Below are 26,973 nucleotides of genomic sequence, written 5' to 3' on the forward strand. Positions count from 1 at the left end.
GCGCGCCGCTCAGTGGGTCAGGCTGACCCGCATGCGGTAGCGCCCGTTTTCGAACTGTTCGAAATACTGGTGCACATCGGGGTGCGACACCGGCCCCGAAACCGAATCCGTCACCAAATTCTGCTGGCTGACGTAGGCAACGTAATCGCTGTCATCGCTTTCGGCGAGCAGGTGGTAGAACGGCTGGTTGCGATCGGGGCGGATATCCTCGGGGATCGCCTCGTACCATTCGTCGCTGTTGGCGAAGACCGGGTCGATGTCGAAAATCACGCCGCGGAAATCGAACACGCGGTGTTTGACCACGTCACCGATGGCGAAGCGGCTCTTGACGCGGCGCGGCACATCGATGGTGCGACCGGCCTGGGCGGAGAAATACTGTGCTCGTTCCATGAGAAGCGACGATATGGGGTCCAGGCGCCCGCTTACAATGGCGATTGGCGAAGCTTCCCCCGAATTCTGACGAAAAGGGGCTTGGCAAGGCACAGGCGCTCGGCTAATCGGCGCGCCTTGCTTCGACCGGGGCCCTGGGCCCGAAGCGCACCCGACATATGCGGAGAGGTGGCAGAGAGGTCGAATGCGCTGCACTCGAAATGCAGTGTACTGGCAACAGTACCGTGGGTTCGAATCCCACCCTCTCCGCCATTCAAGCTTATCATCTGCGATCAGGTATGATCAAAATTGTTAGTCTTCCGGACCTTACGGCAACCAGGAGATATCTTTCTTGATCACGCGATATCAGCCAATATCACACGGCAGGGGGTATGCGAGGGGGTATCGATATGCGGAACAGGGGGTATCGCAAAGCTTCGGCGATCGACCAATCCAAACGGTATCGTAGGCGACAATTGGCAGCCTTGCCTTTCGCGTCCCGCTCAATCGCGATCATTAAATATCAATCAATTCCAGAAGGATAGCACCTTCTTTAACGCGGAGCGTTCGTAGGACAGCTGGTCAGAAGCTTGTGGTAATCAAGTTTCGAAGAAAGATCAGAGAATGTTGACGGATGCTCAGTGCAAGGGCGCAAAAGGTGGCGCCAAACCTTATAAACTGACGGATTCTAGGGGGCTCTACCTTCATGTATCGCCGACCGGACACCGGTCTTGGCGGCATAAATACAGATATGGCGGCAAGGAGAAGCTTCGCACGCTTGGGAGCTATCCAGATGTCGGACTCAGGGAGGCACGTGAACTTCGCGACGAAGACAAGCGTTTGCTCAGAGGAGGAAAGGATCCGATTGTCGAGGCCAAGCGCGCATCGCTCGCTAGCCGCCTAGCTGCGGCTCATACCTTTGAGGCCGTTGCGCGCGAATGGTTTTCAAAACAGGAGCTGCGCTGGAAGCCGGTCCATGCGAAGGACGTCATTGTAAGCTTGGAGCGCGATGTCTTCGAAGACATTGGTTCGCTTCCAATTACGGCAATTGATGCGACCCATGTGCTCGCGACCTTGCAGAAGGTCGAGGACCGCGGCGCTATTGAGACCGCTCATCGGCTGCGCCAGCGTATTTCAGCGATATACGCTTATGCAATCGCGAACGGCGATGCCACATCCGATCCTGCCGCTTCGCTCGTAAAAGTGCTCAAGGCTAAACCGTCGAAACGACGCTGGCCGGCGGTGATAACGATTAAAGAGGCTCGAGACGTATTGTCACTCACCGATACCGCCGAAGCCAGTCCGGTCGTCAAGCTCGCTGCGCGCTTCCTAGCGTTGACTGCCCAGAGGCCGGGAATGATCCGGTGGCTCGAATGGAAAGACATTCGCGAGTTCAATCCTGAAGCCGGGGGGTGCGATACCGAAGCAATCTGGATTGCACCGGCGGTCAAAATGAAACAGGAACTGGAACAGCGCGAAGACGAAAGTTTCAATCATCCAGTGCCACTTGGGCTGGCGGCATCGGACGTGCTGCGCGAAGCGTGGAAGTTCAGCGCTGGCAGCAATTATGTATTCCCTGGCGCACATTCCATTCACAAGCCGATGTCGGAAAACGCTCTGAGCTACTTGTTTCTGAGGGAAGGTCTACGAAAGCGCCATGTTCCTCATGGCTGGCGTTCCACGTTCAGCACGATCATGAACGAGTGGATCGTTGAGCATGGTGGGCCGCGAGACCCGCTGATTATTGATCTGATGCTCGCCCATACGCCGACCGGATTGTCGGGCAGTGAGCTTCGCTACATGCGGGCCGGCTTCATTGACCGGCGCCGCAAGCTTGCGGCGATTTGGACTGATATACTGCTATCCGACGCATTAGCCGTCGGACAAATCGGTGAAGGGCGGCGGCGGCGCAAGGCCTGACCATCAAGCCTTGCGAACGCGGCGACGGCTCATAATCCACGCCCAAACCTCCTCGCCCAACCACTTGACTGAACCGCCGATCTCGAAAGGTTGCGGGAAGTCAGGAAGCTTGCTGTAGCGCCGCGCGCTGACCACGCTGACATTGCACATATCTGCGATTTTCTTGCAGCACACGAATTTAGGTCCAGTGTATCTCATGAAAGTCCTCTATTGCTTAGGACGTTCTCTTTGGATCACACTGGCCTATCTGAAATCAGACAAAAATGATTCTGGCGGGTTACTTGTCACCGTAATTGCAACACCTTGCGCACAGTCCCGACCGACGGCGGATAATAGCCGTGGGGATCAACCGGCACTTCACTTTGCTCGTGGAACTCCCTGTAAACCCGGTGTATGAAGCGCAAGAAAGGCGAACTCGGCCCCGATGCCGTGTCATGAGCGGTCGGCTGCGACGCCAAGACCTCTTCGTAGAGCGCCGCGAGATCGCGAATAAAGGCTTTTTGCTCCCTGTTCGGCTTGTTGCCGGGGCGCATACCAACGGGCCCAACTCCTTTCTGCTTAGGCTGCTTTTGAGCGCGAACATATTCCTCACGGATCGCCTCCACTTCATTGTGGAGGGCTGCGATACCGGGAAGACCGGGTGTCATCCGAAGGTCTGACAAAGGATTACCGATAAATTTTGGAGAAGTGAGGTCATCGAACTGGTCTTCACCCATTTCGGCGCGAAACCGTCCGTGTAGGGCCTTCGCAAGCCTCTGAATTGTTTCAGCCCGAACTGGTTCGACTTCGTTGGTTTCAATCTTGTGTCGCTGAATCTGCCCAACAAGTTCATCAGCAGCTTGTGCGATCATTTTCGCACCATCTCGGATAGTGCGAAGGCAAGAAAGATAGGCTAGTTTGTCTAGACCTACATGGGCGTTTTCATGCGCAAGCAGATAAGCCAAACAAAGTTGAGCCAATCTAGCATGGCCATAACCATCAATCCGATCAACGATTGCCGCGGTGAGGTTTTTAGGGAGAGCCTTTCCTCGGCCAGCAGAATAACCGGATGAGAACGCATCAAGTGCAAAATTGCGGTCGAAAACGAGTTGGGCTGCTGCGAAGCTTACAGCCTTTTTTCGCATCTCATACGTGTTAGGCCGGTCGGGTGTATTCGCTGAGTCCGTAGGTGCCATTGACTTATCTAGCACCGAATAGCCCCTAGTTTTCTAGACAATTTTTGCTTTCGAGATCTGTTGCCGTACGAATTATGCGGGTGCCAGCATTCCGTTCTGACCTGCTTGCGTGCCGCGGTGTAGAACATCGCAATGTCATCGAACGCGTTCCGTCGGGCTTCTCATGGGGTTGTCAGGTTCGGCATCGAATGCGCTTTCGCGTAAGCGACGAGAGAAAGGTTTCTGCTATCGCGTTGCCGTGGCAGATGCCGCGCCGGCTCATCGAATGCTCAAGGAACGACCTGTCAGTCAGGCCTCCCACTCCAAAGGGCCTATCTGGGCCGCTGATTTCATAGAGGCTCAGAAGTTTCGGGATGGGACGGACCCCGCGAATAGATTGGCGAGGCCCTCACCCCGCGTTGTGAAGTTTTCTGGGCAGCCCGATCAACGCTCTGAGCGGAGAACGCATGTGTCGGCTAAGGCGCACCACAGACCGTCTTGAGGGGGGCCGTATGCAGACGGTCCGCAATTGGGATCCTCATTGAGCAGAGCAGAACAGTCAGCCCAGTGATCGCCGCTCCAAGGCATGAACGAACCACACGAGGCCGCTCTGCGCGCCCCGGCCTCCAAGGCACGCAATCAACTTCGCATCAGTCCCGGTTTATGGGAACGCCTTCGGGGTCGGGGGTAATTTTGGGTCGAAACCATCTTCGATCGGGGATACGGCGCCGGCAAAAGCCAACGGTGCGCCGCATTCCGCGGCGAGCTGGTCGGCGCTATCATCTTCGAGTAATGGACTGCCGCTAGTCAAGGCCTGCACCCGGTACTCCCGACCTAATACCAAAAGTCCCTCTTCGGGTAGGTCCTGATCGCCGAACCTGATACCTTCGAACAAAACTGGAGCGACCCGCCTCCCGTCGGACGTCTCGAATAGAACACAGCCACCTTCACGAACGAAGACTCCCGTGCTCTCGTCCATGTTCCGCAAGGATGAAGTTTTGCCATCGAACACAATGACGCCGTCATTCCTCAGTTCGAAGCTCGAATTCGAGCAACCCGTCGCAGCCAAGACCGCGAACGTTGCCAGCATGAGCGATCGAGCGTTCACGGCGCACGGAATCCCGAGATGGTGTTGATCGTGTAAGGCGAGTAGCCACGTATCGTCGAAAGACGCATGAAGAGAACATGGCATGTCGTGTTGTTCGCCCCAACGGTGGAGGTGTTTCGACATGGGCGCTCCGAGATCTTCTCGGTCCCGCGAAATGTTTCAATGACGGATGCCTTCACCGCAAGTCCAATAGGATGGACGGCCGCGTTATCCGATGTACGGAATGCGAACACCGGACCTCCACTGTCGCCTCTCAAGCCGATGTAGCGCTGAGCAGATTCGCTCATCCTGACTAGGTTGCTGTATTCGCTATCGGTGTAGTTGAGCTCGGTGATCCGCCCACAAGTGAGACCGGTGTTCACACCCATCTTGCAGATGAACTGTCCCCGCACGGGTTCCTTGGGATAGTCAATCGGGTAATAATTCGTGGCGTAACCAGGCACGGAGACGTACTCCCCTTCCACTGTCCTTCCGTTCTCGATGTTGATGTAGGGAGCGGTCGCATGGGTTCCCAGGCGATACATCGCATAATCCAGGGTCTGCCAACCGTTGTTGCTGTTGGCGTATGCCGACACCTCGGACAGGACCGCGTTCTGATAGTAGAAATTCATCGTATTGCTTGGCGTCCGGCAATGTCCTGCTGTCAGGATAGCTTCTTTGCCAGCGCTGTCTCGGATCGGCCAGCCGGCCGTACAGTGTGTGCCGCTGTTGCTCTTCTCGTAGAACCAGCCGCCGTAGAGCGTCGCGGAATCCACGGAAGTCGCACCGGTTTAAATTTCCACGTTCGCAGCGACGGGGGATGCTCAATGAATTCTCCGCGGCGCCGACTGTCTGAACAAGCCGAAAAGATCGGCAACATGGGAAGCACGGCGCGGCCTGCATCGTGGTAAGCTTCATTGATTTGTCCATCGCGACGCAGCGCGATAATGGCGAACAGTTGCGTGAGCGAAGGCCAAGTATCTGGACCGCTTATCAGTGCGTTGATCAGCGCCGAGCGTTTCCATTCTAAGCGGCTTCGAGCACAGCGAACACGCATGGTTCGGACAACGGAAACGCCTCGAAACGATGAGGACAAAGCGCAGCTGGATTGAGCTTTGCGCAAAGCCCTTTCGGAGTATTCTGGCATCGTTTCCGAAAAATGGCCTCTCCGGCCAATGTCCACATGATCATCTCGCGTGGCGCATCCGCGATAATGTGGACAAAATTCTTCCACCTTCCCATTCGGTCAGGAAAATCAAGCGGCAAAACGGGCGTTTTGTCCATGTAATTTTAGTAGGCGCAATACCGCAAAAATGCTGCATGGCATTTTTACATGCTGTGGAAACGGGCTCTTGGCTTCAATTCGAGCTGGCCCCTCCTATCGACCGGAATTCACCCTGCCTGCGAGCCCGTCGATCAGACCGTTTGTCCACTGGTTCGGCTACTTCGCGCCTCAGGTCCTCTATGTGGAAAAAGCCCACACGCCGGAAGGTCAGCTCTGCGAGCGTGACGAGAAGAACTTCGTAAAGAGGGGAAGGGCAAATCGCCCTCCCTTCGCTTGAAAATTGGTGGGGCTTGCAGGCCCCTTCAATCGCAGGTCGAGGCGACCTTTCAGGAGGTTCAATAGCGGAAGGAGAGACGAAGCAAATCGGTAGGATGAAAATCAAGATCGATGCTTCCGCCGGATCAGCCGGTCCAGCGTCTGCAAAAAGGAAGTCTCGATGAAAAACAACGAACATAAAGAATACAACCCGGTCCTGCGTCTGCTGGCTCTGCCTCTCGTGGCCATGGCCTGGGCAGGACCAATCCGAACTGTCCGATCGCCACATCTGCCACCAAGTTCGATCGTATTCGGCGATTGCAAGCTGGTAATTGGAGTGACCCCAGCCGACCATCCTCTTTACAAGGATTTTTCCAAAGCGGCGATCGATCTTGCCAGCGATACGATCCTCATCCGGGCAGGATTGTCTCCGGAAATGGACAATCTGGTGACTGTAGATGTTGCGATGCGGACGCCTGCCGAACTGCTGGTCTTTTGCGGGCATCACTTCGTGGAGCGGGAGAATGGCGAGCTGTGGCTTTGCGCTGATAGGTCGCTGGGGCCTGCCCTGAAGCTTGGAAGTTGCGGTCTGCAATTGAGTATGCGCCAGCCGTTTTGCGATGACGAACGCGCCGACGGCGCATGCCGGGCCGCGGCGCGGATCGTTCGCTTGTCGCGGGGCATGATCTGATGACAAAACCGTCCAAACAAAAGCCAAAGCCGAAAGCAAAGCCAATTGCCGCCACAGATCCGAACCATCCTGAAAGCTGGCTCTATCTGCTCAGTGAGAACACTCTTACGTTCGGCGTGCTGCGTTCGACATTCAAAGATCGAACCAACTCCGCTGTCGAGTTTGGCAGGCGAAAACTGCAACCCGTCCAACCGCCGCCAACTGAACCCGATGGCATCACTGCGGAAAGGGTGGACGTGATCCTGCCTGACGGCGCAGAGGATCAGTTCGCCAAGCCCCTTCCGTTTCTCGAAGGGTGTGACGAGACGCAGGTTAATCCCGGTATCCTTGTCTATTTGACTATTCCTACCCCCGACGTGGACCGGATGCATCACGCGTGGGAAAAAGGGCGCGCATTCGCCAGGATCCTTGCCGATGAGAGGGGGCTCGCCACGCTGTTGATACAGCATTCGCCCGGAAGGGTGTCGTCATTGAACCATCCCCATCTCCATCTGCTGATCTGTCCTCGCAAGACTGCGAAGGCGGGTCTTCGTTATGGAGGTTTGGACAATGAGCTTCTGTATAATGACGGCGCTCGTGTTCTCGTTGAGCGATGGGCCGAATTTACGGAAAATGGGAAATGATCGATGACAAAGGGGACGCCCGTGACACAGGCGTCCCCGCTCTTATTTTCGATCCATCCAGAACCCGGCGACCGTAGCCGCGAAGGCCTCCTTCTGTTCAGCAGTTGCGCCGAAAACGACAAGCATCAACGAAAAAGGGGTAGCCTGAGACCCTCCACGCAGGTCGATAAACCGGACCCGCCCTTGCAGGAAATAGACATCGGCATCGGCACGAAGCGTCTCGTGAAACCAGGCCGAATCCGTTCTGGCAGGCACCAGACAAGCTATGGTGTGAGCGTTTCCCATGCGCCATTGCTCATGCGCTCGACGCAACCAGCGTAGCTGCGCGGAGAAGGGCGGGTTGACGTAAACGAACCGGCCGAACCAAGCGTCTCGAAGCCCGTCGTCACCGTTGCCGAGGATGAACCTGCGAGTTGCGACTACCGGACTGGACGGGTGTCCGCACGGGTCCAGGTCGATGTCGCCGAAGGCTGCGTAGACCGGCTCCATGAACTCTTCTGGCGTGAAGCGGCTATCGCGGTCTTCTTTGTCGCCTTGGCCCCAATAGGCTCTTTCAGGAGCTCTTCGTTTTGCCTTAGGCGCCAAAACTTTCAAGATGCGGACGACACTCGCGATGGAGCCACCTCCGTTCTCCACTGCCGAGATCGTTGTGGGTGAAAGCCCGGTGCGTTTTGCCAACGACGATATAGAGACCTTCTGTTTCACCCGCCGATTGCGCAATTGCTCGGCAAGCGTTCGGCCCGGCGCAACTCCGGTCAGCCTGTAATCGAGGGCTTTAGCCGCAGCCTCCATGGTCTTTGCGGATCCGATGCCGCGCTCGAGACGATAGATCGCTTGGGAACTGACCGCCGCGCGCGCCGCAAGGGACCGCTGCAACCAGCCTTTTGCCTTTCGGGCAGCGCGTATAACCTCAATCAGAATATGACGTCTCGGGCGATCACATTTTAGCAGTATAAGTCTGCAGATTTCTTATCCAAATGAAGGCGTTTAAGGTCGGCTATGCGCCCTAAAATCCGACATCCACAGCCGTTTCCTATTTACCTAAAAGCAGCCCGTCCGCTTATCTTGGCGGATGTCACCAACCAACGTCCAATTCTGAAGCAGATATTCACCGAACTAGGCTCAACCCTTGAGCTATTGCACGCAGTTCGAACCCGTCCCGACTTCGGGAAGTAGGGCGGAGTCGCTCGGAGCCAATCGGTCTCGCAAACTTGGAGAACAGATGTGACGACGCTTGCTAAAGCTATCTGCAGCAAGCGTCCGATCGGGTAACGACCCGAATTTAGAAAGCCGCCACGAAGTCGCAACGTCGCTGCCGGATGAAACGAGGCGGCCGCGGTTCTATACCCCTACCGACGCGCACTGCGATGGTCGACATACTGGCTTCCTTGCGTACGTGAGGCGGCCACGGAACTGGGGTGTCAATCGGGCCATTAGGCCACGATGGTTCCGCGTGCTTGAGGACAACCGGACCTCTCATTTTCCTGTCTATGACGTAAGCCCGCTGTTAACCGTTCGTAAGCCATGTCTGGCACTGAGAGGGAGGCTGAGGCATGAAATTGCTGCGTATGGAAGCTGCATTCGTTCTGGTCCTGGCCGGCCTTTTTGGGATCCTTGCTTATACCGGTATTGCTCTCACGAGGGGAAGCGAACGCATCGCCATGCTCTGGCTACCGAATGCGGTTGCGGCCGCATGGCTCCTCTATAGCCGGACACGCGCCACGCCACTCTACATCTTCGGATGCCTTCTTGCGAACATCGCTGTAAATCGTCTGGTCGGCGACAACTGGAACATTGCGCTCGGACTTGCGATCGCGAATTCCGTGGAAATTGTTACCTTGGTGCTACTAGTGCGAAAGGCCAAGGCGGCAGCGCTCGACCTTGCTGAGGTAGACACTTATGCAGTGCTGATCCTTGCCTCTCTTGTCGCATCTTTCGCATCCGCAATTGTCGCGAGCGTAGTGCTTGCAGACTCCGGTGCCGGGTTCTCGTTGGCGGATGGACAGCGATGGCTCGTAGCGGATGCGCTCAGCCTCATCATCGTCCTCCCGGTCACGCTCGTCCTGCTAGGTGCATGGCGTCAGCGCGAGGCGCCGCAAGGTAGTGATTTGTTGGAATGGATAGTCATGGTGGCTTTGGTCACTATCGGCACAATACTCATCTTCACGCAGACGACCTTCCCGTTCCTTTTCCTTACGTCTCCGCTAGTCTTATATGCCGCGTTCCGCACCGGTCTTGTCGGAACCGCCGTCGCGACGCTACTCATCACGGCAATCTCGTCGATCTCGACTTTCATCGGACTCGGGCCCATGGCTCTCGTTCGCGGAGGTTCGGAGTTGCAGCTTGTGGCATACCAGGTATTCCTGGCCACGAACTTCGCGATCGGCTTCCCCGTCGCAGCACTGCTCTCGCAACGGAACCGGGACCGTTCGCGACTGCGATTGGAGCGCGACGACAAGCAAGAAGTTCTCGATAACATTCGAGACGTCATATTTCGCGCGGATGCCGATGGCTGCTGGTCCAGCCTCAATCCCGCATGGGAAACCATGACCGGTTACAAGATTGAGGAGAGCCTCGGCAAGCCGACGACCGCATTCCTGCACCCCGACGATTTGGCAGCAACGCGTGTGATTTATCCGCGTATTGTCAGCGGCGACCTCGAAGAGGCTACCCTCCAGCAGAGGTTCATCGATCAATCTGGCGAATGTCGCTACATCGAGGTCGGCGTAAAACGACTGAGCGGCACCGACGGTGAATTCCTCGGCACTATCGGGAACATCCGCGATGTCTCGGTCGAAGTTAAGCAGGCGAACGAATTGAAAGACAGCGAGGCGCGTTTCCGCCTGCTGGCCGAGTCTGCACCCGTCGGCATATTCCGTGCAAACGCGGTTGGCGAGCTGACCTACATCAATCCGGGCTGGGCCGCGAAGGTCGGTTTGACTGTCGAACAAATGCTGGGTCGAGGCTGGCTGAATGCGGTGGCTGATCTGGAACCCCTGCGACAGAACCCGCCGTTTCAAGGCTTTGCGCCAGGCGAATTACGCAGGAGGCTTATCCAATTCCGCAGCGCCGATGGCGGCAATCTCTGGATGGAGACTTACAACTCGGCCGAGTTCGATGAGGATGGAAGGGTCAAGGGCTACTACGGCGCAGCGGTTGATGTCTCCGAAGCACGCCAGCTCGAATTGGAGCTGCGCGAAGCCCGTCGGAGAGCTGAAGATTCTGCAATGGCCAAATCGGCATTCCTCGCCAATATGAGCCACGAGATCCGCACGCCGATGAACGGTGTGCTCGGGTTCACCGACCTTCTTCAACATTCGGAGCTCGACGAGGAGCAGCGCAGTTATGTCCAACTGATCGCCGATTCGGGTCGTGCGATGATGCGGCTTCTCAATGACATTTTGGACATCTCGAAGATCGAGGCGGGCCAGATGCGTATCTCCAGCGATCCATTCGACCTGCGCCACAAGCTGAACGGGATCGTTAAGCTCATGGAGCCGGTCGCCGCAAAGAAGGGGCTGAGTGTCGACATCGAATTTGATGACGAGATACCACCCTACATCGTGGGCGACGCACTTCGGTTGCGCCAGATCGTGCTTAACCTGCTGGGAAACGCGATAAAGTTCACCGAGGACGGCGGCGTCCGCCTCGTCGCCAGACAAATCGACAGAGGTCGCAAGCTGGCAATTGATGTTGTCGATACCGGAATAGGCATCCCGTCCGAAAAGCTCGACGCGATCTTTCAACAATTCACGCAAGCCGATGGAACGATTGCGCGTCGTTTCGGAGGGACGGGCCTTGGTCTGACCATCAGCAAGCAACTGGCCGACATGATGGATGGCGACATTTCGGTAACGAGCACGCCTGATAAGGGAACAACATTCACGGTCGTTCTGCCGCTGGTCGTGGCAAAGCCTCCCGAAGAGCCGAACACGGCCTCATACCCTAGCGCGCAAAAGGCAGCGGTTGACGGCCCTCCGTTGCGTTTGCTGATAGCCGAGGACAACGAGATCAATCAGCGTCTGATCAAAGCCTTGTGCTGCAATGCAGGCTACGATCCTCACATCGTCGGGGACGGCAAGGCAGCGCTGGAAGCGGTTGCCTTAGCGCAAGCACGCGGCGATCAATTCGCTTTAGTCCTCATGGATTTGCAAATGCCGCTCATGGACGGCATCAGTGCCACTCAGGAATTGCGGGCCTGTGGCTTCAATGCGGCGAAACTGCCGGTGGTTGCGCTAACTGCCAATACCTACCCGGAGGACATCGAACGTTGCCTAGCTTCCGGCATGCAAGGGCATCTCGCGAAGCCCCTTCATAAGTCCGATCTCGTGAAGGCCGTCGAAAGGTTTGCCATCAAGAATGAGTATGCGGTCGCGGAGCCTGTTAGCGATGAAGGCGCCGTGCTGGACATCTCGGACCTCGAGGAGAAATACAGCGCCCTAAAAGACGCCATGCGTAAGAAGTTGGCAAATCTGACGACTACCAGCATCGACGTTCGCTGGGAGGAAATCGCCAGCTTATCGCATCAACTGGCCGGAATCGCATCACATTTTGGGGAAGCGCGGCTCGGTCGCATGGCATCGGAGGTCGAGCGGAAGATGAGAGCGACAGATGACGCGGACCAGCGAGTGGCCTTGGCCAAAGCGGTATTAGAAGAGCTAAACCGGGCAGGCTGAACCACGACAAATGGCTCCATCCACGGCCCCGGTAGACACCGGACAATCCCAAACCCGACAATTTTTAACAATAGTAACGGAGGAGTCTGTCTGATCACATATCCGCGAACTATCAGCACAAAGGCAACGATCGGTGAACACGTCGACAATGATTGAATTCTTTGCCAATTACTCCCTTTATTTTGGGAGGGTTAATTTTCGAAACAGGTTGGGTATCTCTCCGCGGACCCATGAGGCGATGAAAGCTTTGAGCTATTTCTGGCCAGAGCCTCGAAGCCGATATCTGCTCCGGGGTCGTTGGCTGTCCGTCAGATCCTAGGATATCACAAGCGCAGCAGAGCTGTCTCGAACTGGGCGATTAGCCAAATGGTAGCTATGCTGTCGCTGAGGCCTATGTCCGATAGTCAGCATAAGGCGCCGGTTACAAACCTAGAAATTAGCGTCGGTTTCGATCGTCTTCTAGGTGGCCGATCGGAGCGTATTGCGTCCGGCACGTTTGGCGACATAGAGCGCTTCATCGGCCCGCCGGAGAAGGCTCTCGCCGGTCTCTCCTTCGGCAAGTTCTGCGATACCCATGCTAACTGTTACCCGAGGTGTGCTCCCACTCATTGCAATTGAGCTTCGAACTCGCTCGGCGATGAGTATTGCGGTTTGAGCCGTAGTATCGGGTAGAATAATAACGAACTCCTCGCCCCCAAAACGGCCTACCATGTCGTCGACACGAAGCGCTTTGGCGGCAGCATTTGCGACACGCTTTAGCACTTCGTCACCAGCATGGTGGCCATAGGTGTCATTGACCCTTTTGAAGTGGTCCACGTCGAACACTGCGACGGCCAGGGAACGGTCTTCCCGGCGGGCGGCTAATACCGCTTGGACTAATTCTGACGTCGTTCGGCGCCTGTTTGCTATACCGGTCAGTTGATCGGTTTCTGCTATGGTCTGGGCTTGCCGGGCAGCTTCTTCAGCACGGTTACGCGCTTTCTCGATCGCGGCTGCGTGCGAAACCTGAATAGTGATGTCTTGGACGATCCCGAACAGTCCGAAAGATCCGTCGCTTTCGATCTTGTCTATTTCGCCTCTTGATCGAACGTGCCGAATCTCGCCATTCGGTCGGACGATCCGAGCCGTAAAGTCGAAGTCGCAGCGATTTTCGATCGCGTGATCAATATGGTTGGTGACAATCTTTCGGTCGTCAGGGTGGTAAGCATTGATCGCCCCCTCTAGTGGTGGGGGCGCACTGTCATCCAGCCCGAAAATATTAAACACTTCGCGCGACCAAACGATCTTGCTGGTTCGCACGTCGAGCCGCCAATGGCCGAGGTTCGCCGCCTCTTCGGCGAGTTCGAGCAGGCGCTTCTCCTCTGCAAGCTGGGTCACCACCTTTTTGCGCGAACCCAACAGCGCAGCGATTGGCAAAGCGGCGGCGAACAGCGTTAGCAGATAGAATTGGAGATAAATGCTTTTGGCAAGCGGTCCGATGCCAAAGAGGTTTTGCGCTGGCGACCATACGTTGAAAGTGAATGTGCTAAGGCCAGCTACGATAAGCACGCCTCCAGCTGCTCCGGTCGGGCCCAGCCGGGATGCTGATATAAGGACCGAAAGCATCGGCAGAAATAAGATGGGGGCGCCTGTCTGCGAGAAGACTAGCCACGATACAATAGCCACTAGAGCGAATATTAGAAGACCTTCGAGCACAACTGAAGCCTGGCCTATCCTCCCTTCGCTCCGGATCGCATTAGCGCCTATCATAGCAAGAGGGGTGACGATCAGTATGCCGAGGAGGTCCGTCGAGAACCAAGAAAACCAGAAGTCGATCGACGAAATCGGAGTGGCGGCCACCGCTATAGTAGCGCTCAATGCAGATCCCGTCGTCGCCGCTAAGCAAAACCAGACCAAATCGCTTGGCTCCGAAAAGGACAATCGACGTATCAGTTGTTGCCTGAGAAACCACGCCGCAGCTATCGATTCTGAAATATTAGCGACGGTGAACCCGAACGAGATACCGAGCGAGTTCCCGGCTAGCACGTTTGCCGCAAGGCTTGCGGCAGCAGCGGCGATTACGTGCCGATATGCTCGGCCCCATCCGCTAGACAGCAGTATCGCGAGTAGAATGCCGCTTGCAGGCCAGAGGATAGCGACGCCATCACTTCCTCCTACCAGCCCAAAAGTGATGGTGGCAGCCAGAAAATATACAATGCCGGTTGCGGTCGGCGGGAGGATGAAGCGCAGAAAATGACGAACCCGGTGAGTAGGCATGGGCGGGAGCTAAAGGCAATTGGTTAATGCCGCTTTAAGGCTTGTTTAGAGTGGGCGTATGGCGCTCTATGCGATTCCAACAACTTGCCTGATTGTGGATAGTGAATTCGGTGCCCACATCGATTGGTGAACATCGCTCATTCAAAATCAGCTCGCTGCTCAGGGGAAAAAAGCGCCAGCGTAGTTCTTTGTAGGCGCCGCTATGTCTGTCGTCGCTGCTTGGGAAGTCCCGAGATTCCGGCTGACGATAATGGATTACGCTGCGGTCCTGGCAAGCGTATCCGAGGCTGTGCTGCTGGACAGGCAAAACGCCAGCAATTCGCTGGCCGGAAGGGGACGAGATACGAAGTAGCCCTGTGCGAGATCGCATCCTACTTCGCGCAGAAAGTCGAGACACTCTACAGTCTCGATTCCTTCTGCGACGACCTGCAGGCCAAGAGCATGGGCGAGGTTCACCGTCGAGCGGACCAAAAGCGCATCACTGCTGTCTTCATGTGCATTCTCGACGAAGCTTCGATCGATTTTCAATTCGCCGAGAGGCAGGGTCTTGAGATAGGTCAGCGTCGATTGCCCGGTGCCGTAGTCGTCTAGCGAAATCATGATGCCCATTCGCCGGTATCCTTCCAGCGCGCGCAATGCGGCTGCCGGATCGGCCATGGTCGCTGATTCGGTAACCTCAAAAATGAGGTCAGAGGCAGATGTGCCACCTCTCTGGAGCGCGGCCCCTACAGCTTCGAAAAAGGCCGGAGAAATAAGAAGGCGCGCCGATATGTTCACTGCCGCCTTCACTTCGATGCCAGCGGCATGCCACTGCGCAAGATCCCACAGGGTGCGCTGCAGAACGAACAGCGTCATATCCGCGATGTGATCGTTCTTTTCGGCTAGCGGGATGAAGCTGTCCGGGCTCAGATAGCCGCGTGTCGGATGATGCCAGCGGACGAGCGCTTCGACGCTGGCGATACGGTCCGTCAGCCTATACACCTGGGCCGATTGGGAACGCGAGCTCGGCTCGGGCTTCAGCATGGAATTGACCGCCCGCGGACAGATCGCAAGCGCTCCATTACTTTCGACCGAAGATCTTGGTCTTGGCGGCAACCGCTTCCTGCGCGGCTACCCCTATAGCCAGCGTTCGGGTGACGAAGGGATCATGGGCTCGGGCGAATTGCGCTACGACTGGGCCGATGCGCTGGACCTTGTCGATAACATACAGATCTACGCCTATGCCGACGGCGGGTATGTCAGCAATCTCGAGGATGGGAGGGGGACGGGCGAACTCTATTCGGCCGGCGGCGGCCTGAGGACCGACATAGTCAACGGTCTCGATTTCGACGTCGAACTTGCCATGCCGCTAAGCGGTCCGCGCTACGATACAGACGACGACAACCCGCGCCTCAATGTGAAGCTGCGCAAGACTCTCTAAGCGCTCGGGCGGTTTGGTGAATAAGGGCCGGAAGGAAATTGCTGTCGAATGCCGAGGGTCTTGAAGGCCGATGAGCAGAAAAACGGGATGCCCGCCATTTGATCCCACCAGTTTCGTGGCATTGAACGCAAGCCTAGCCCATCGCCCCATGGGCTTCAGCAAACGTCACCATACGCTGCTGTTCCTCATCCCACAGAGCCAGACGGAACGCGCTGAGCGACTCCCATGCCGTGTAGCGGTTGAGATCGCGCAGAGCCGGATGCGCGTCCAGGACTTCGGGCAGGCGGTGGAACGGTATCGTGCTCGAAAGGTGGTGCACGTGGTGGATGCCGATATTGCCGGTAAACCAGCGCAGAACCGGCGGCAGATCTAAATGTGTGCTGCCCATCAGGGCGGCTTCGGCGAAGGACCAGTCGGATTTGCTTTGCCAGTATGCTTGGGGGAACTGGTGCTGGACGTAGAACAGCCACACTCCCATGCTCGCTGCGAAGAGCAGAGTCGGCAGAAACACTGCCAGCGTCACTGCGAAGCCGACCAACCATATTGGCACCGCAAGGATTGCGAGAGTGGCAAGGTTCGTTCCCAGGGCGCTGATCCAGAACTTCCAGCCCTCCTTCATCAATCCCACCGGCAGACGGTGCCGCAGCAGAAAGAGATAGGCAGGGCCAAAACCAAGCAAGGTCAAAGGGTGGCGGTATAGGCGATAGCCCAGCCGCCGTGTCCTCGATCTCTCGCAATACTCGCGCACCGTCAGCGTATCGACATCGCCAAAACCGCGCTTGTCGAGGTTGCCAGTCATGGCGTGATGACGCGCGTGGCTGAGGCTCCAGCAATCATAAGGCGTGAGCGTGAAGACGCCGAGCAACCGCCCGAACCAGTCGTTGCTCGCGCGGTCCCGCATGAAGGAGCCGTGGCCGCAATCGTGCTGGATAATGAAGAGCCGTAGTAGGAACAGTCCGGCGAGCGGAGTAAGCGAGAGGGCGAACAGGTAACCCGCGTCCGCAGCTGCGATGATCACCGCGAAAAGTCCAAGAAAGGGGAACAGCGTGATGCTAAGCTCCCACAGGCTGCGCCCCGGCTGGGGATCGCGGAACACCTGCAGGTCGCGCATTAACTGACGAGGGTCGGGCATGGAGGGGCGAACGGCTGCCGAGGCCGCTTCAGAACACGAAACACTCACTCGCGATCCGCTAATGCGGCATCGCGTGATTGTCACGCGAGTTTGACTGCGATGAGAATGGGCGCTGATAGTCTGACTGGCAGCTTTGCGCTTTTGGTCAGCCGAAAGCGGACTGTCGACTAACGGCCCAGCAGCCGCCGTCGATAAGGCGTCCTGATTTTGGACGTTCACGGCTGCTTTCGGATCCCCTTTTAGCTGCCGATGCGGCGAATTCGAAAGCAGACGTAGAGCTGGAAACTGCCCGCGATCTAAGGGCTGCTCGGTTATAATTCCGTTTAGCGTTCAGCTCGCCGCGGCTCACCAACCAGCCACACCCCTGTTGCCGTCACCAGTTCCATCGAACAGATCGGCGCGCCATCTTGGTAGAGATCGGCTTGGCCGGCTTTGACCATGGCCTTGGCCTTATCCAGAGCGCCGGCAATCGAAAGACATTCGAAATCGATTTCTTCAATCACTGAGTCGTGATCATCGCGGGCAAGCAGCTTGTAACTGTGCATCACTTGCTTTCCGCTCCGTTTTTGCGCGAACTCTGTTGGCCGCCCCGGCCGGAGCCGGACTTGTTGCCGCCGCCGCTTTCCTTGTTGACGGTCGCCCAGGCGCGGCGTTCGGCCTCTTCCTGCGAGACGCCGCGGTCCTCGTAGCTCTCTTCGATATGCTCGGCCTTGCGCTTCTGCTTGTCGGTGTATTTGTCCTTTTCTCCCTTCGCCATCACGTTTCTCCTCGTGTCGTGTCGAGAGCCCGTCCGCTCGGAGAAAATATATGAGCAACCCCGTATGGGGCAAGCGTCCCACGAAGAGATTGTCTCACCTTTGCAACGGGTTATCGTAGGGGCGCTGCCCGGATGTCTACATAAGAGAGCACCCAACCCGGCGATTGCAGCACTCGGGTCGGTTGTCCTATCAGCTTGCGGCGAGCGCAAAGGCCCCGTCCCGGGACCCGGGCAGAAAGCGGAATAGCGAACCATGGAACTCAACCCTGTCACATCCCTCGAATGGCTCGATTGGGATATCATCAGCCGGCTTGGTGTGGCTGCGATTCTCGGTCTGGTGCTGGGGCTAGATCGCGAATGGCGCGGCCATGCCGCTGGCATGCGAACGCATGGCCTGATCTGTGTCTCGGCAGCGGCCATGGTCGTGTCGATCATGGCCCTGTACCATCAGCTCGACGGTCCGCGGATGGACCCCCTGCGACTGTTCGAGGCAGCCGGAGCGTTCATCGGGATAATCGGGGCCGGCCTGATCGTCTTCAGCAAGGGCCAGCTCCACAATTTGACGACGGCGGCTCATCTGTGGCTGGCGACCATGGTGGGCATCGCATGCGGTGCTGCGCAATGGCCCTTAGTGGCAATACTGACCGTAGTCAGCCTGATCATGATCACGGTCCTGCGGGTTGCCGAAGACAAGTTCGGCAAAGAAGATCGCAACATCGCGCGCTCGATCGGAAGGTCGCCCGACGAATAGGGGTCCGCGTCAGACCCGCGTATTCGTCGAAGCAGCCCAAGCTGATCAGCCGCGCTGTTTCGCCCCTTACTCGGGCAGCCGGGAGGTCACATCATCGGTTTGCCGCCGGTAACGGCGATTGTGGCTCCCGAGATGTAGCTCGCTTCATCGCTCGCCAGCATGACGTATGGCGGCGCGAGTTCGGCGGGCTGCGCGGGGCGGCCGAGCGGATAATCCTTCCCGAATTCGGCGACGTCGTCTTCCGGCATGGTAGAGGGGATAAGCGGTGTCCAAACCGGGCCAGGCGCGACGCAGTTCACCCGGATTTTCCGGTCTGCCAGCAGTTGCGCGAGGCCTGCCGTGTAGTTCTGGATCGCCCCCTTCGTGGTCGCATAGGGCAGCAGCGTAGGATTGGGCTGGTCGGAATTGATCGATGCCGAATTGATGATCGAACTGCCCTCACCCATGTGGGGCAAGGCGGCTTTGGCGAGATAGAACATCGCGTGGATGTTGGTGGCGAAGGTCCGCTCCCACTCCTCGTCGGGAATGTCCTCCAATGTCTCGAAAGTCATCTGGTGGGCAGCGTTGTTCACCAGCACATCGATACCGCCGAAGGTGCGGACAGCCTGGTCGATTATCGCTCGGCAATGCGCCGCATCGCTGATATCGCCGCGCATCAGGACGCATTTTCGCCCCGCTTTTTCGACCCATTCCTTCGTTTCCTGCGCGTCGTGATCCTCGCACAGATAGGCTATCAGCACATCCGCGCCTTCGCGCGCGAAGGCGATTGCGACAGCGCGACCGATCCCGCTGTCACCGCCGGTGATGACGACCCTCTTTCCTTCGAGACGGCCGGAGCCCTCGTAGCTGTCTTCGCCGTGATCGGGCTTGGGGTGCATTGCCTCAGTCGCGCCCGGGACACGCTGTTGCTGCTCAGGCAGGGGCGGCTCGATCCGGTTGGTGGTTCCTTGTCCCATGATGGTCTCCCAGGAGATTACGGAGTTTGAGCGTTCCGGGCCGTCAGGACTTCGTCCCGGGGTAGGTGTCGCCTGCGAGAAGTTTGGCGAGATGCGCGGCATTGATCGCGCACATCTGTGCGGTCTCGGTCACCGCATCGGGGGTTTCGGACAACTCCTTGAAGTCGGTGCTGCCCATCGCCTCGCCGACCCAATAGCAGGCTGCACCCGCCGGGATCGTCCAGCCGGTGTCGTTGAGCGACTGGAACAGCTGCGCCGAGCTCCAGTGCGCGCCATCTTCATTGCCGACGATCGCGGCAATCGCCACCTTGCCGAAGCTCGGCATCCGGCCCTGGTCATCGGTCTCGCTGGTAAAGGCGTCCATGCGTTCGAGCACACGTTTGGCGACCGACCCGATCTGGCCCATCCAGATCGGCCCGCCGAAAACGAGGATGTCGTGGCTCAGGATTTTCTCGCGGATACCCGGCCAGTCGTCACCCTCGCCCTCGTCCGACGTCACGCCCGGAGGGACATTGTGATCGGCGATACGGATGGTTTCGGCCAGTTCGACATCCTGCTCGGCCAGATGTTCTTTCAGCACGGCGATCATGGCGTCGGTCGAGCTTGCTTCGCCCGAAGATTTCTTGAGCGAGCAGTTCAGGGCGATGGCGGTGAGAGGCATAGGTGTTCTCCTCGGTTTCTTGCAGATTGGCGAAGGCGCGCGGTCCTAGCGATCGTCGGGTTCGGCCATGCGCCGGTGCATCTGGGCCAGCACCGTGTCGGGGATCACGCCGGCGAACATATCCTGGATCTTGTTCATGAAGCCGCTGACGGTGTGCGCGTCGCCTTCGAGAAGGGCCTTGTAGCCCGCCTCGGCGACCATGGCGGGATCGTCCTTGCTGTCCGATTTGCCGACATCGGTGTTCTCGAGCCCGGCGCGGTCGAAGAACTGGGTATCGGTCGGCCCCGGCATCAGGCACGAGACGACAACCTCGGTATCCTTGAGCTCGTTGCGCAGCCCGAAGCAGAAGTAATCGATGTAGCTCTTGGTGCTGTTGTAGACGAGCTGGAAAGCGCCGGGGATGTGCCCCGCGATCGAACCGGTCACGAGGATGCGACCGGCATTCTTCGCCCGCATCTTCTGCCCGACATGGTGCAGCAGCCAGGTCGTGCCGGTGACATTGGTGTGGATGACATGGGCGATGTCCTTCCACTCCTGATCGAGGAACGCTTCGCCCAGCCCATGGCCGGCATTGGCCAGCAGGACATCGGGCGTGCGATCGCCGAGCGCCGTCACAAGGGCCTGGAGGCCATCGCGGTTGGCGAGATCGGCTTCGACCGTCTCGACACCTGCGGCACCGCACTGCCGCGCGGCGGCTTCGGCCGCGCCAAGATCACGGTCGGCGGCGAGGATCAGGTCGCAGCCATCGCGGGCCGCCAGCTTCGTTAGCTCGAGCCCGATGCCGCTCGAAGCACCGGTGATCACGCACAGCCCAGACAGCCTGTCGATTTTCCCGCCCATGATCAGTTCTCCATCCCGGGCTTCAGAATGACCTTGGTCCATTCATTCTGCTGCTCCTTGAAATTCTTGTAGCCCTCGGCCGCCTGTTCGAGCGGCAGCCGGTGGCTGATCAGGAACGTGGTATCGAGCGTCCCATCCTCGATCTTCTCGAGCAGCTGCTTGGTATATTTCTGGACATGGGTCTGGCCGCCGCGGACCTGCAGGCCTTTCTCCATCATCGCCCCGAGCGGCCACTTGTCGGTCATCCCGCCATAAACGCCGGGGATCGAGACCTTGCCGCCGAACCGGACCGCGAGGATCGCCTGCTTCAGCGCGCTCGCGCGGTCGGCGCCCATGCCAACCTTCTGCTTCACGACGTCGAACATGTTGTCGATGGCGAAGCCGTGCGATTCCATGCCGACCGCGTCGATCACCGCATCCACGCCGATCCCGCCGGACATTTCCATCAGGGCCTCGCGCACATCGGTCTCGCGGAAGTCGATGATCTCCGCGCCCAGCTGCTTCGCCAGCGCCAGGCGGTTCGGATAGTGGTCGATCGCGATCACCTTGGATGCGCCCATTACGATGGCCGACTGGATCGCGAACAATCCGACCGGGCCGCAGCCCCACACCGCAACCGTATCGTCGGGCTGGATGTCGGCATTTTTCGCCGCCATCCAGCCGGTCGGGAGGATGTCTGAAAGGAACAGCACCTTGTCGTCCTCCAGATGGTCGGGAACGACGATCGGGCCGACATCGGAAAAGGGCACACGGGCGTATTCGGCCTGTCCGCCGGAATAGCCGCCGGTCAGGTGCGAATAGCCGAACAGCGCGGCCATCGGCTGGCCGTAGAGCGTCGCCGACATATCCTGCTTTTCAGCCGGGTTGGAATTGTCGCAGGCCGAATATTGCTGCTGCTTGCAATGGAAACAGCCGCCACAGCTGATCGTGAAGGGCACAACGACGCGCTGCCCTTTCTTCAGATCGCTCGCAGACCCCGTCTCGACGACTTCGCCCATGAATTCATGGCCCAGCACATCGCCCGGCGCCACGCCGGGAATGACGCCATCATACAGGTGAAGGTCGGACCCGCAGATGGCCGTGCTGGTGATCTTGATGATCGCATCGCGGGGATTGATGATTTCCGGATCGCTGACCGTGTCCACGCGAACGTCGTTGGTTCCATGCCAGGTAAGTGCTCGCATCATCCGTTCTCCTGCTTGGCTGCACGGGTTTCGTCCCGCGTTCGCGCCGATGTCGCTATTTCCCCGGTTTCCATGAGCATCTTGAAACGCTTCAGATCATGCCGGGCCTGGACCTGCGGCTCACGCAGGAACAGCTTCGCCACCGCTCGGCCGAGCGCGCCTGCGGGCGGGTCGTAGGCCATCACAAGGCTGACCCTGGTTCCGCGCTCGCCCGGTGCATCCTCGAAGCGAACCTCGCCGCTGGTCTCGGTCTCGGAATCCTCGACCGAGCGCCAGGCGATCGACTCGTCCTGCTTCTTGCTGGCGATTTCGGTTTTCACCGCGACTGTCTGACCCGCGGGGGCCTTGATCCGCCAGGTCGATGTTCCGTCTGCGCCGGCTTCGATTGCTTCCACATTCTCCATGAATTGTGGCAGGTTGGAGAAGTCCGACCAGAAGGCGAACAGTTCGGCTCGCGGCTTGCGGATGGTTACCGATCGGCCGACCTGCGCGTTGTCGCCTTCAGGCTGGCGTTTGGTATGGTTGGCGGCATCGTCATATCCGCGATTTTGGTGCCTGTTGGACAGGAACGCTCCGAATGCGATCGCTCCGGCAGTAAGAACGACGCCGCCCAATCCGGCGCCGATTTTGGAATTTTGAGACATAGATTTTCTCCGCGACATGATGACGCAGCGAATCCCCGCTCAAACAGTTCCGGACATTTTCGGCGAGGCGTTGGTGGGTTGAGTTCAATTCTACCGAGGCACTCTTCAGCGGCGTTCAGGGCCGGATCTAGCTATTTGAAAGCGCAAGCTTAGCCCATCATCTTCTCGGCTTCAGCAAACGTCACCATACGCTGCTGTTCCTCATCCCACAGAGCCAGACGGAACGCGCTGAGCGACTCCCATGCCGTGTAGCGGTTGAGATCGCGCAGAGCCGGATGCGCGTCCAGGACTTCGGGCAGGCGGTGGAACGGTATCGTGCTCGAAAGGTGGTGCACGTGGTGGATGCCGATATTGCCGGTAAACCAGCGCAGAACCGGCGGCAGATCTAAATGTGTGCTGCCCATCAGGGCGGCTTCGGCGAAGGACCAGTCGGATTTGCTTTCCCAGTATGCTTGGGGGAACTGGTGCTGGATGTAGAACAGCCACACTCCCATGCTCGCTGCGAAGAGCAGGGTCGGCAGGAACACCGCCAGCGTCACTCCGAAGCCGACCAACCATACTGGCACAGCGAGGATTGCGAGAGTGGCAAGGTTCGTTCCCAGGGCGCTGATCCAGAACTTCCAGCCCTCCTTCATCAATCCCACCGGCAGACGGTGCCGCAGCAGAAAGAGATAGGCAGGGCCAAAACCAAGCAAGGTCAAAGGGTGGCGGTATAGGCGATAGCCCAGCCGCCGTGTCCTCGATCTCTCGCAATACTCGCGCACCGTCAGCGTATCGACATCGCCAAAACCGCGCTTGTCGAGGTTGCCAGTCATGGCGTGATGACGCGCGTGGCTGAGGCTCCAGCAATCATAGGGCGTGAGCGTGAAGACGCCGAGCAACCGCCCGAACCAGTCGTTGCTCGCGCGGTCCCGCATGAAGGTGCCGTGGCCGCAATCGTGCTGAATAATGAAGAGCCTCAGCAGGAACAGTCCGGGGAGCGGAGTAAGCGAGAGGACGAACAGGTAACCCGCGTCCACAGATGCAATGATCACGGCGAACAGCCCAAGAAAGGGGAACAGCGTGATGCTAAGCTCCCACAGGCTGCGCCCCGGCTGGGGATCGCGGAACACCTGCAGGTCGCGCATTAACTGACGAGGGTCGGGCATGGAGGGGCGAACGGCTGCCGAGGCCGCTTCAGAACACGAAACACTCACTCGCGATCCGCTAATGTTGCATCGTGCTTGTCACGCAGGATCGACTGTGCCCAGAAATGCTGGCGGCTTTCATGTGTCCCGCGCCAAAAGCGGACTGTCCACTAACGGCCCAGTTTCAGCCGAGCTGCAAAGTGCCCAAATCTAGCCAGTCAGCACCCCAGTTGCCGCTCTCGAAGGCTGTCGAAGGCTGTCGAAGGCTGTCGAAGGCTGTCGATCTTCCAGATCTGACGACATTATTTTGATCAACCCAGTTTGGCACAAACCTAACGTGCGGCCTACAACATATCTGGACGGCATCAGCCCGCTTCGCGTGCCAAGCCAAGGTGGCATAGTGAAATAGGTGACCTGCAATAAACCGTTACGAGCCCAAAACTGATTGGGGGTATTATGGGGGGTATTACCGCTTATTCATCCAGCATAATGCTATCATTCCAGTATATTATAAGCTGAAAGTGTCTCCCACCCTCTCCGCCACGGGATTTCTCGACAATCCAGATCTTGCGGCACGCATCCGCCGGCGAATGCGTGCCTGATGTCCGTGTGTCAGCCGCGTCCGCGATAGGATGAAACGCCTTGGTCGGGCAGCCACAGGGCCGCTGGCGGTGCGCCGCTTTGCCAGAAGACGTCGATCGGGATGCCGCCGCGCGGATACCAGTATCCACCGATGCGCAGCCATTGCGGCTGCATTTCGTCGAATAGCCGCTGGCCGATCCCCACGGTCACGTCCTCATGGAAACCGCAATGGTTGCGGAACGAGCCGAGGAACAGCTTCAGGCTCTTCGATTCGACGATGGTTTCCCCCGGCGCGTAATCGATCACCAGATGCGCGAAGTCGGGCTGGCCGGTCACCGGGCACAGCGAGGTGAATTCGGGCGCGGCGAAGCGGACCATATACAACTGGCCGGCGCGCGGATTGGGGACGTAGTCGAGTTCGGCCTCTTCGGGCGCGGCGGGCAGCGCGGTGTTCGCGCCAAGGAACTTGGGGGCAGGTGTGTCGCTCATGCCGCGCTCCTGCCGCGAAGCGCGGCGCAGCGCAAGGCGGGGCTTGGAAGCCCGCGCTTCAGTACCTATTCACCGCCGCCCCGCACACTCGCGGTCCCTTTCTCACGAAACGACCCGCAATGGCATTTGTCACCCGTATCCCGTTGATTGCACTCGCCGCAGCGCTGCCGCCCGTGGCGCAGGCACAATCGGTCAATGATTTCACGCTCGAACCCGCGCCGACGCCCAGCGCCACCCCGCAGGTGCAAGGGCCCGCGGATACGCGCAGCGGGGTCGAGATTCGCCCGCGCGTCCTCGCAACCCCGACTCAAGCGCCGACAGCGAGCCCCACCGCCGCGCCGAGCCCGGCTCCGACGCTGTCACCGGTACCCGGGCCATCCGGAGACAGGGCGCCGCGCGCCCCGGTCGCCCAGCCATCCCCGCGCGCTACGCCGCTGCCTGCGGTGACGCCGCCTGCGCTGGATCCAGGTGAAGCGGCGGCCATGAGCTCCGCGCCCGAGGAGCCGCCGACGGTCCAAGACCCCGCGAGCGATATGCGCGCGGCTTCGTCCGTCGCAGAACCCGCAGTGCCCGCAGCGCCGCTTCCAGACCCCGCTGCGAACGAGGAGGGCGGGCGGACCCCGTGGCTGCCGCTTGCGGGCGGTGCAATGTTGCTGGCGCTGCTCGGCGCAGGCTTCGCCGCCTGGCGTCGCCGCCGGCGCCGGCACGTCCCCGAAATCCAGCGCCCGGTTGTCCGCAGCGCTCCGCCCGCCGGTCCGGCGGCGCTGGGGGACGCCCTCCGACTGTTCGTCGAGCCCGACAAGATCATCCGCAGCGCCGCTTTCGTAACAGTCAAATACCGGCTGACCCTGACCAACCGCAGCGAGGCGCCGCTCGGCGCGATCGGCGTCGGGCTCGATCTGGTGTCGGCTCATGCCCAGGCACCAATGGATCAGCAGGTCGCGACGGCCGAAACCGCGCTTGAAGAGCGCCATGCAGTCCCGCGGCTGGCGCCCGGGCAGAGCATCACGCTCGACGGACAGGTGCAGCTTGCGCTCGCACAGGCGCAGGTGATCCGGCAGGGACGGCATCCGTTGCTGGTCCCCTTGCTGCGCATGCGTATCTCGGCGCGCGGCGGGGACGCGTTGTTGCGGACCTTCGTTGTCGGACAGGCCGCGCCGGGCAGCAGCCGCGTGCAGCCCATCCGGCTCGACGAAGGGCCGCGCAGCTATAGCCCGGTCGCGCAGCGCGAGCTCGCCTAACTCGACTTCGCCGGGCCGCCGCGCTACCCGGTTGGCGATGGACAGTCTCGTTTCGACCCAATGGCTTGCCGACCAGCTCGGCGCTGCGGACCTCGTGGTGCTCGATGCGTCGATGCATCTGCCCGACAGTCCGCGCCAGGCGGCGCAGGATTTCGCGGCGGCGCATGTGACCGGCGCGCGGTTTCTCGACCTTGTCAGCTTCGTCGATCCCGGTTCGCCGGTACCCAAGGCCCTGCCAAGTCCCGAACAATTCGCGGCGCGGCTGGGGCAGCTCGGGGTGGCACCGTCGTACCGGGTCGTGCTGTATGACGACAGCCCGATCCGCAGCGCGGCCCGCGCGTGGTACATCTTCCGGCTGTACGGCTTCGCGCAAGTGGCGATCCTCGATGGCGGGTTGGCCAAGTGGACCGCCGAGGGGCGCGCACTCGAAAGCGGTGGGGTTTCCGGCAGCCCGGTCGATTTCCCGGTGCCCAAGCGTGCTGCCGGCGTGCGCAGCAAAGAGGATATCCTCGCCAACTGCGCCAGCGTGGCCGAACAGGTGGTCGATGCGCGCGACGCGGCGCGCTTTGCCGGCGAAGAAGGAAGCGGATCGCGGGGCCATATCCCGGGCGCCGCGAACGTGCATTTCACGCAGTTGCTGACCGAAGCGGGCACCTATCGTACGCCAGCGGAAATCGCTGGTCTTTTCCAAAGCGCCGGCATCGATCTCGACCGTCCGGTCGTCACGAGCTGCAACAGCGGCATGACCGCGGCGGTGCTGTCCTTCGGGCTTCACCTCGCGGGCAAGGACGATACCGCGCTGTACGATGGCAGCTGGCTGGAATGGGGGGAGGATCCGCAAACGCCCAAGCAGGCGGGGAGCGGGCGATAGAC

General features: G+C 59.1%; 25 protein-coding genes, 1 tRNA gene and 2 pseudogenes. 9 read left to right on the plus strand and 19 right to left on the minus strand.

Annotated features, from left to right (window positions below; genetic code table 11):
- Window positions 1-9 precede the first annotated feature (9 nt).
- Entirely contained in the window at window positions 10-390 is a 381-nt protein-coding gene (hspQ, locus tag WKH79_RS00700) for a heat shock protein HspQ (protein ID WP_050600194.1), read from the minus strand.
- A 162-nt stretch (window positions 391-552) separates the two neighbouring features.
- Between hspQ and WKH79_RS00705 the strand changes: the two genes are divergently transcribed.
- Both WKH79_RS00705 and WKH79_RS00710 read left to right on the plus strand, forming a co-directional pair.
- Window positions 553-642: transfer RNA gene (locus WKH79_RS00705), tRNA-Ser, on the plus strand.
- Window positions 643-993: 351 nt separating this feature from the next.
- Entirely contained in the window at window positions 994-2,289 is a 1,296-nt protein-coding gene (locus WKH79_RS00710; protein WP_341859298.1) for an integrase arm-type DNA-binding domain-containing protein, read from the plus strand.
- 284 nt (window positions 2,290-2,573) lie between these two features.
- Here the strand turns inward: WKH79_RS00710 and WKH79_RS00715 are convergent, their stop codons facing one another.
- The 5 genes and pseudogenes from WKH79_RS00715 to WKH79_RS00735 all read right to left on the minus strand — a co-directional run bounded on the left by WKH79_RS00715 (window position 2,574) and on the right by WKH79_RS00735 (window position 5,814).
- Window positions 2,574-3,464, minus strand: coding sequence for a hypothetical protein (locus tag WKH79_RS00715; protein WP_341859299.1), 891 nt, complete (start codon window positions 3,462-3,464; stop codon window positions 2,574-2,576).
- A gap of 72 nt (window positions 3,465-3,536) precedes the next feature.
- Window positions 3,537-3,738: pseudogene (locus tag WKH79_RS00720) on the minus strand (IS3 family transposase); the annotation flags it as partial.
- 366 nt (window positions 3,739-4,104) lie between these two features.
- Window positions 4,105-4,533, minus strand: a complete 429-nt coding sequence (locus WKH79_RS00725) for a hypothetical protein (protein ID WP_341859300.1) — start codon at window positions 4,531-4,533, stop codon at window positions 4,105-4,107.
- A 14-nt stretch (window positions 4,534-4,547) separates the two neighbouring features.
- Complete coding sequence (locus tag WKH79_RS00730; protein WP_341859301.1) at window positions 4,548-5,306, minus strand: hypothetical protein; 759 nt, start codon at window positions 5,304-5,306, stop codon at window positions 4,548-4,550.
- A gap of 250 nt (window positions 5,307-5,556) precedes the next feature.
- Window positions 5,557-5,814: a hypothetical protein gene (locus WKH79_RS00735; protein ID WP_341859302.1), complete on the minus strand. Its 258-nt coding sequence runs from the start codon at window positions 5,812-5,814 to the stop codon at window positions 5,557-5,559.
- 437 nt (window positions 5,815-6,251) lie between these two features.
- Between WKH79_RS00735 and WKH79_RS00740 the strand changes: the two genes are divergently transcribed.
- Window positions 6,252-6,761, plus strand: a complete 510-nt coding sequence (locus WKH79_RS00740) for a hypothetical protein (protein WP_341859303.1) — start codon at window positions 6,252-6,254, stop codon at window positions 6,759-6,761.
- Window positions 6,761-7,384, plus strand: coding sequence for a hypothetical protein (locus tag WKH79_RS00745; RefSeq protein WP_341859304.1), 624 nt, complete (start codon window positions 6,761-6,763; stop codon window positions 7,382-7,384). The genes WKH79_RS00740 and WKH79_RS00745 overlap by 1 nt, the downstream gene beginning before the upstream one ends.
- 42 nt (window positions 7,385-7,426) lie before the next feature.
- Here the strand turns inward: WKH79_RS00745 and WKH79_RS00750 are convergent, their stop codons facing one another.
- Window positions 7,427-8,350, minus strand: coding sequence for a DNA N-6-adenine-methyltransferase (locus tag WKH79_RS00750; protein WP_341860076.1), 924 nt, complete (start codon window positions 8,348-8,350; stop codon window positions 7,427-7,429).
- 587 nt (window positions 8,351-8,937) lie between these two features.
- On the opposite strand from WKH79_RS00750, the gene WKH79_RS00755 reads away from it, so the two are divergent.
- Window positions 8,938-12,060 (plus strand): PAS domain S-box protein, encoded by a 3,123-nt coding sequence (locus WKH79_RS00755; protein WP_341859305.1) that lies wholly within the window; start codon window positions 8,938-8,940, stop codon window positions 12,058-12,060.
- A 459-nt stretch (window positions 12,061-12,519) separates the two neighbouring features.
- Here the strand turns inward: WKH79_RS00755 and WKH79_RS00760 are convergent, their stop codons facing one another.
- Together WKH79_RS00760 and WKH79_RS00765 are read right to left on the minus strand one after the other, a co-directional pair.
- Window positions 12,520-14,316: a diguanylate cyclase gene (locus WKH79_RS00760; RefSeq protein ID WP_341859306.1), complete on the minus strand. Its 1,797-nt coding sequence runs from the start codon at window positions 14,314-14,316 to the stop codon at window positions 12,520-12,522.
- Window positions 14,317-14,571: 255 nt separating this feature from the next.
- Window positions 14,572-15,339 carry an EAL domain-containing protein gene (locus WKH79_RS00765; protein ID WP_341859307.1) on the minus strand — a complete coding sequence of 256 codons (768 nt, stop codon included), beginning with the start codon at window positions 15,337-15,339 and terminating at the stop codon, window positions 14,572-14,574.
- Between WKH79_RS00765 and WKH79_RS00770 the strand changes: the two genes are divergently transcribed.
- The gene (locus WKH79_RS00770; RefSeq protein WP_341859308.1) at window positions 15,338-15,736 is read left to right on the plus strand and encodes a ShlB/FhaC/HecB family hemolysin secretion/activation protein; all 399 of its coding nucleotides are present in this window, start codon (window positions 15,338-15,340) and stop codon (window positions 15,734-15,736) included. The genes WKH79_RS00765 and WKH79_RS00770 overlap by 2 nt on opposite strands.
- A gap of 133 nt (window positions 15,737-15,869) precedes the next feature.
- On the opposite strand, the gene WKH79_RS00775 is transcribed toward WKH79_RS00770, so the two are convergent.
- The 3 genes and pseudogenes from WKH79_RS00775 to WKH79_RS00785 all read right to left on the minus strand — a co-directional run.
- Window positions 15,870-16,847 (minus strand): fatty acid desaturase, encoded by a 978-nt coding sequence (locus WKH79_RS00775; protein WP_341859309.1) that lies wholly within the window; start codon window positions 16,845-16,847, stop codon window positions 15,870-15,872.
- A gap of 344 nt (window positions 16,848-17,191) precedes the next feature.
- On the minus strand, window positions 17,192-17,413 hold the full coding sequence (locus WKH79_RS00780; RefSeq protein WP_341859310.1) for a hypothetical protein: 222 nt from the start codon (window positions 17,411-17,413) through the stop codon (window positions 17,192-17,194).
- A gap of 41 nt (window positions 17,414-17,454) precedes the next feature.
- Window positions 17,455-17,625: pseudogene (locus tag WKH79_RS00785) on the minus strand (plasmid stabilization protein); the annotation flags it as partial.
- A gap of 253 nt (window positions 17,626-17,878) precedes the next feature.
- On the opposite strand from WKH79_RS00785, the gene WKH79_RS00790 reads away from it, so the two are divergent.
- Window positions 17,879-18,376, plus strand: coding sequence for an MgtC/SapB family protein (locus WKH79_RS00790; RefSeq protein ID WP_050599070.1), 498 nt, complete (start codon window positions 17,879-17,881; stop codon window positions 18,374-18,376).
- A gap of 86 nt (window positions 18,377-18,462) precedes the next feature.
- On the opposite strand, the gene WKH79_RS00795 is transcribed toward WKH79_RS00790, so the two are convergent.
- The 7 genes from WKH79_RS00795 to queF form a co-directional block, all read right to left on the minus strand.
- Window positions 18,463-19,332, minus strand: coding sequence for an SDR family oxidoreductase (locus WKH79_RS00795; RefSeq protein ID WP_341859311.1), 870 nt, complete (start codon window positions 19,330-19,332; stop codon window positions 18,463-18,465).
- Window positions 19,333-19,375: 43 nt separating this feature from the next.
- Window positions 19,376-19,993, minus strand: coding sequence for an NAD(P)H-dependent oxidoreductase (locus WKH79_RS00800; protein WP_341859312.1), 618 nt, complete (start codon window positions 19,991-19,993; stop codon window positions 19,376-19,378).
- A 45-nt stretch (window positions 19,994-20,038) separates the two neighbouring features.
- Window positions 20,039-20,833, minus strand: coding sequence for an SDR family NAD(P)-dependent oxidoreductase (locus WKH79_RS00805; protein ID WP_341859313.1), 795 nt, complete (start codon window positions 20,831-20,833; stop codon window positions 20,039-20,041).
- Between the two features lie 2 nt (window positions 20,834-20,835).
- Entirely contained in the window at window positions 20,836-22,017 is a 1,182-nt protein-coding gene (locus WKH79_RS00810; protein ID WP_341859314.1) for a zinc-dependent alcohol dehydrogenase, read from the minus strand.
- On the minus strand, window positions 22,017-22,661 hold the full coding sequence (locus WKH79_RS00815; protein ID WP_341859315.1) for an SRPBCC family protein: 645 nt from the start codon (window positions 22,659-22,661) through the stop codon (window positions 22,017-22,019). Before WKH79_RS00815 ends, WKH79_RS00810 begins: the two co-directional genes overlap by 1 nt.
- A gap of 149 nt (window positions 22,662-22,810) precedes the next feature.
- Window positions 22,811-23,788 (minus strand): fatty acid desaturase, encoded by a 978-nt coding sequence (locus tag WKH79_RS00820; protein WP_341859316.1) that lies wholly within the window; start codon window positions 23,786-23,788, stop codon window positions 22,811-22,813.
- Window positions 23,789-24,400: 612 nt separating this feature from the next.
- Window positions 24,401-24,859, minus strand: a complete 459-nt coding sequence (queF, locus tag WKH79_RS00825) for a preQ(1) synthase (protein WP_341859317.1) — start codon at window positions 24,857-24,859, stop codon at window positions 24,401-24,403.
- 119 nt (window positions 24,860-24,978) lie between these two features.
- Between queF and WKH79_RS00830 the strand changes: the two genes are divergently transcribed.
- Window positions 24,979-26,100 (plus strand): hypothetical protein, encoded by a 1,122-nt coding sequence (locus tag WKH79_RS00830; protein ID WP_341859318.1) that lies wholly within the window; start codon window positions 24,979-24,981, stop codon window positions 26,098-26,100.
- 37 nt (window positions 26,101-26,137) lie between these two features.
- A complete protein-coding gene (locus tag WKH79_RS00835) occupies window positions 26,138-26,971 on the plus strand; it encodes a sulfurtransferase (RefSeq protein ID WP_341859319.1) in 834 nt (277 codons plus the stop codon).
- Window positions 26,972-26,973 lie beyond the last annotated feature (2 nt).

It is taken from the genome of Qipengyuania sp. GPGPB31 (assembly GCF_038396345.1).
GTDB lineage: Bacteria > Pseudomonadota > Alphaproteobacteria > Sphingomonadales > Sphingomonadaceae > Qipengyuania > Qipengyuania citrea.

What these genes read in the sequence shown, in the direction of transcription:
- hspQ (WP_050600194.1), bottom strand. Translation starts at nt 390, where the DNA reads ATGGAACGAGCACAGTATTTCTCCGCCCAGGCCGGTCGCACCATCGAT.
- WKH79_RS00710 (WP_341859298.1), top strand. Translation starts at nt 994, where the DNA reads ATGTTGACGGATGCTCAGTGCAAGGGCGCAAAAGGTGGCGCCAAACCT.
- WKH79_RS00715 (WP_341859299.1), bottom strand. Translation starts at nt 3,464, where the DNA reads ATGGCACCTACGGACTCAGCGAATACACCCGACCGGCCTAACACGTAT.
- WKH79_RS00725 (WP_341859300.1), bottom strand. Translation starts at nt 4,533, where the DNA reads ATGCTGGCAACGTTCGCGGTCTTGGCTGCGACGGGTTGCTCGAATTCG.
- WKH79_RS00735 (WP_341859302.1), bottom strand. Translation starts at nt 5,814, where the DNA reads ATGGACAAAACGCCCGTTTTGCCGCTTGATTTTCCTGACCGAATGGGA.
- WKH79_RS00740 (WP_341859303.1), top strand. Translation starts at nt 6,252, where the DNA reads ATGAAAAACAACGAACATAAAGAATACAACCCGGTCCTGCGTCTGCTG.
- WKH79_RS00745 (WP_341859304.1), top strand. Translation starts at nt 6,761, where the DNA reads ATGACAAAACCGTCCAAACAAAAGCCAAAGCCGAAAGCAAAGCCAATT.
- WKH79_RS00755 (WP_341859305.1), top strand. Translation starts at nt 8,938, where the DNA reads ATGAAATTGCTGCGTATGGAAGCTGCATTCGTTCTGGTCCTGGCCGGC.
- WKH79_RS00760 (WP_341859306.1), bottom strand. Translation starts at nt 14,316, where the DNA reads ATGCCTACTCACCGGGTTCGTCATTTTCTGCGCTTCATCCTCCCGCCG.
- WKH79_RS00770 (WP_341859308.1), top strand. Translation starts at nt 15,338, where the DNA reads ATGGAATTGACCGCCCGCGGACAGATCGCAAGCGCTCCATTACTTTCG.
- WKH79_RS00765 (WP_341859307.1), bottom strand. Translation starts at nt 15,339, where the DNA reads ATGCTGAAGCCCGAGCCGAGCTCGCGTTCCCAATCGGCCCAGGTGTAT.
- WKH79_RS00775 (WP_341859309.1), bottom strand. Translation starts at nt 16,847, where the DNA reads ATGCGCGACCTGCAGGTGTTCCGCGATCCCCAGCCGGGGCGCAGCCTG.
- WKH79_RS00780 (WP_341859310.1), bottom strand. Translation starts at nt 17,413, where the DNA reads ATGCACAGTTACAAGCTGCTTGCCCGCGATGATCACGACTCAGTGATT.
- WKH79_RS00790 (WP_050599070.1), top strand. Translation starts at nt 17,879, where the DNA reads ATGGAACTCAACCCTGTCACATCCCTCGAATGGCTCGATTGGGATATC.
- WKH79_RS00795 (WP_341859311.1), bottom strand. Translation starts at nt 19,332, where the DNA reads ATGGGACAAGGAACCACCAACCGGATCGAGCCGCCCCTGCCTGAGCAG.
- WKH79_RS00800 (WP_341859312.1), bottom strand. Translation starts at nt 19,993, where the DNA reads ATGCCTCTCACCGCCATCGCCCTGAACTGCTCGCTCAAGAAATCTTCG.
- WKH79_RS00805 (WP_341859313.1), bottom strand. Translation starts at nt 20,833, where the DNA reads ATGGGCGGGAAAATCGACAGGCTGTCTGGGCTGTGCGTGATCACCGGT.
- WKH79_RS00810 (WP_341859314.1), bottom strand. Translation starts at nt 22,017, where the DNA reads ATGCGAGCACTTACCTGGCATGGAACCAACGACGTTCGCGTGGACACG.
- WKH79_RS00815 (WP_341859315.1), bottom strand. Translation starts at nt 22,661, where the DNA reads ATGTCTCAAAATTCCAAAATCGGCGCCGGATTGGGCGGCGTCGTTCTT.
- WKH79_RS00820 (WP_341859316.1), bottom strand. Translation starts at nt 23,788, where the DNA reads ATGCGCGACCTGCAGGTGTTCCGCGATCCCCAGCCGGGGCGCAGCCTG.
- queF (WP_341859317.1), bottom strand. Translation starts at nt 24,859, where the DNA reads ATGAGCGACACACCTGCCCCCAAGTTCCTTGGCGCGAACACCGCGCTG.
- WKH79_RS00830 (WP_341859318.1), top strand. Translation starts at nt 24,979, where the DNA reads ATGGCATTTGTCACCCGTATCCCGTTGATTGCACTCGCCGCAGCGCTG.
- WKH79_RS00835 (WP_341859319.1), top strand. Translation starts at nt 26,138, where the DNA reads ATGGACAGTCTCGTTTCGACCCAATGGCTTGCCGACCAGCTCGGCGCT.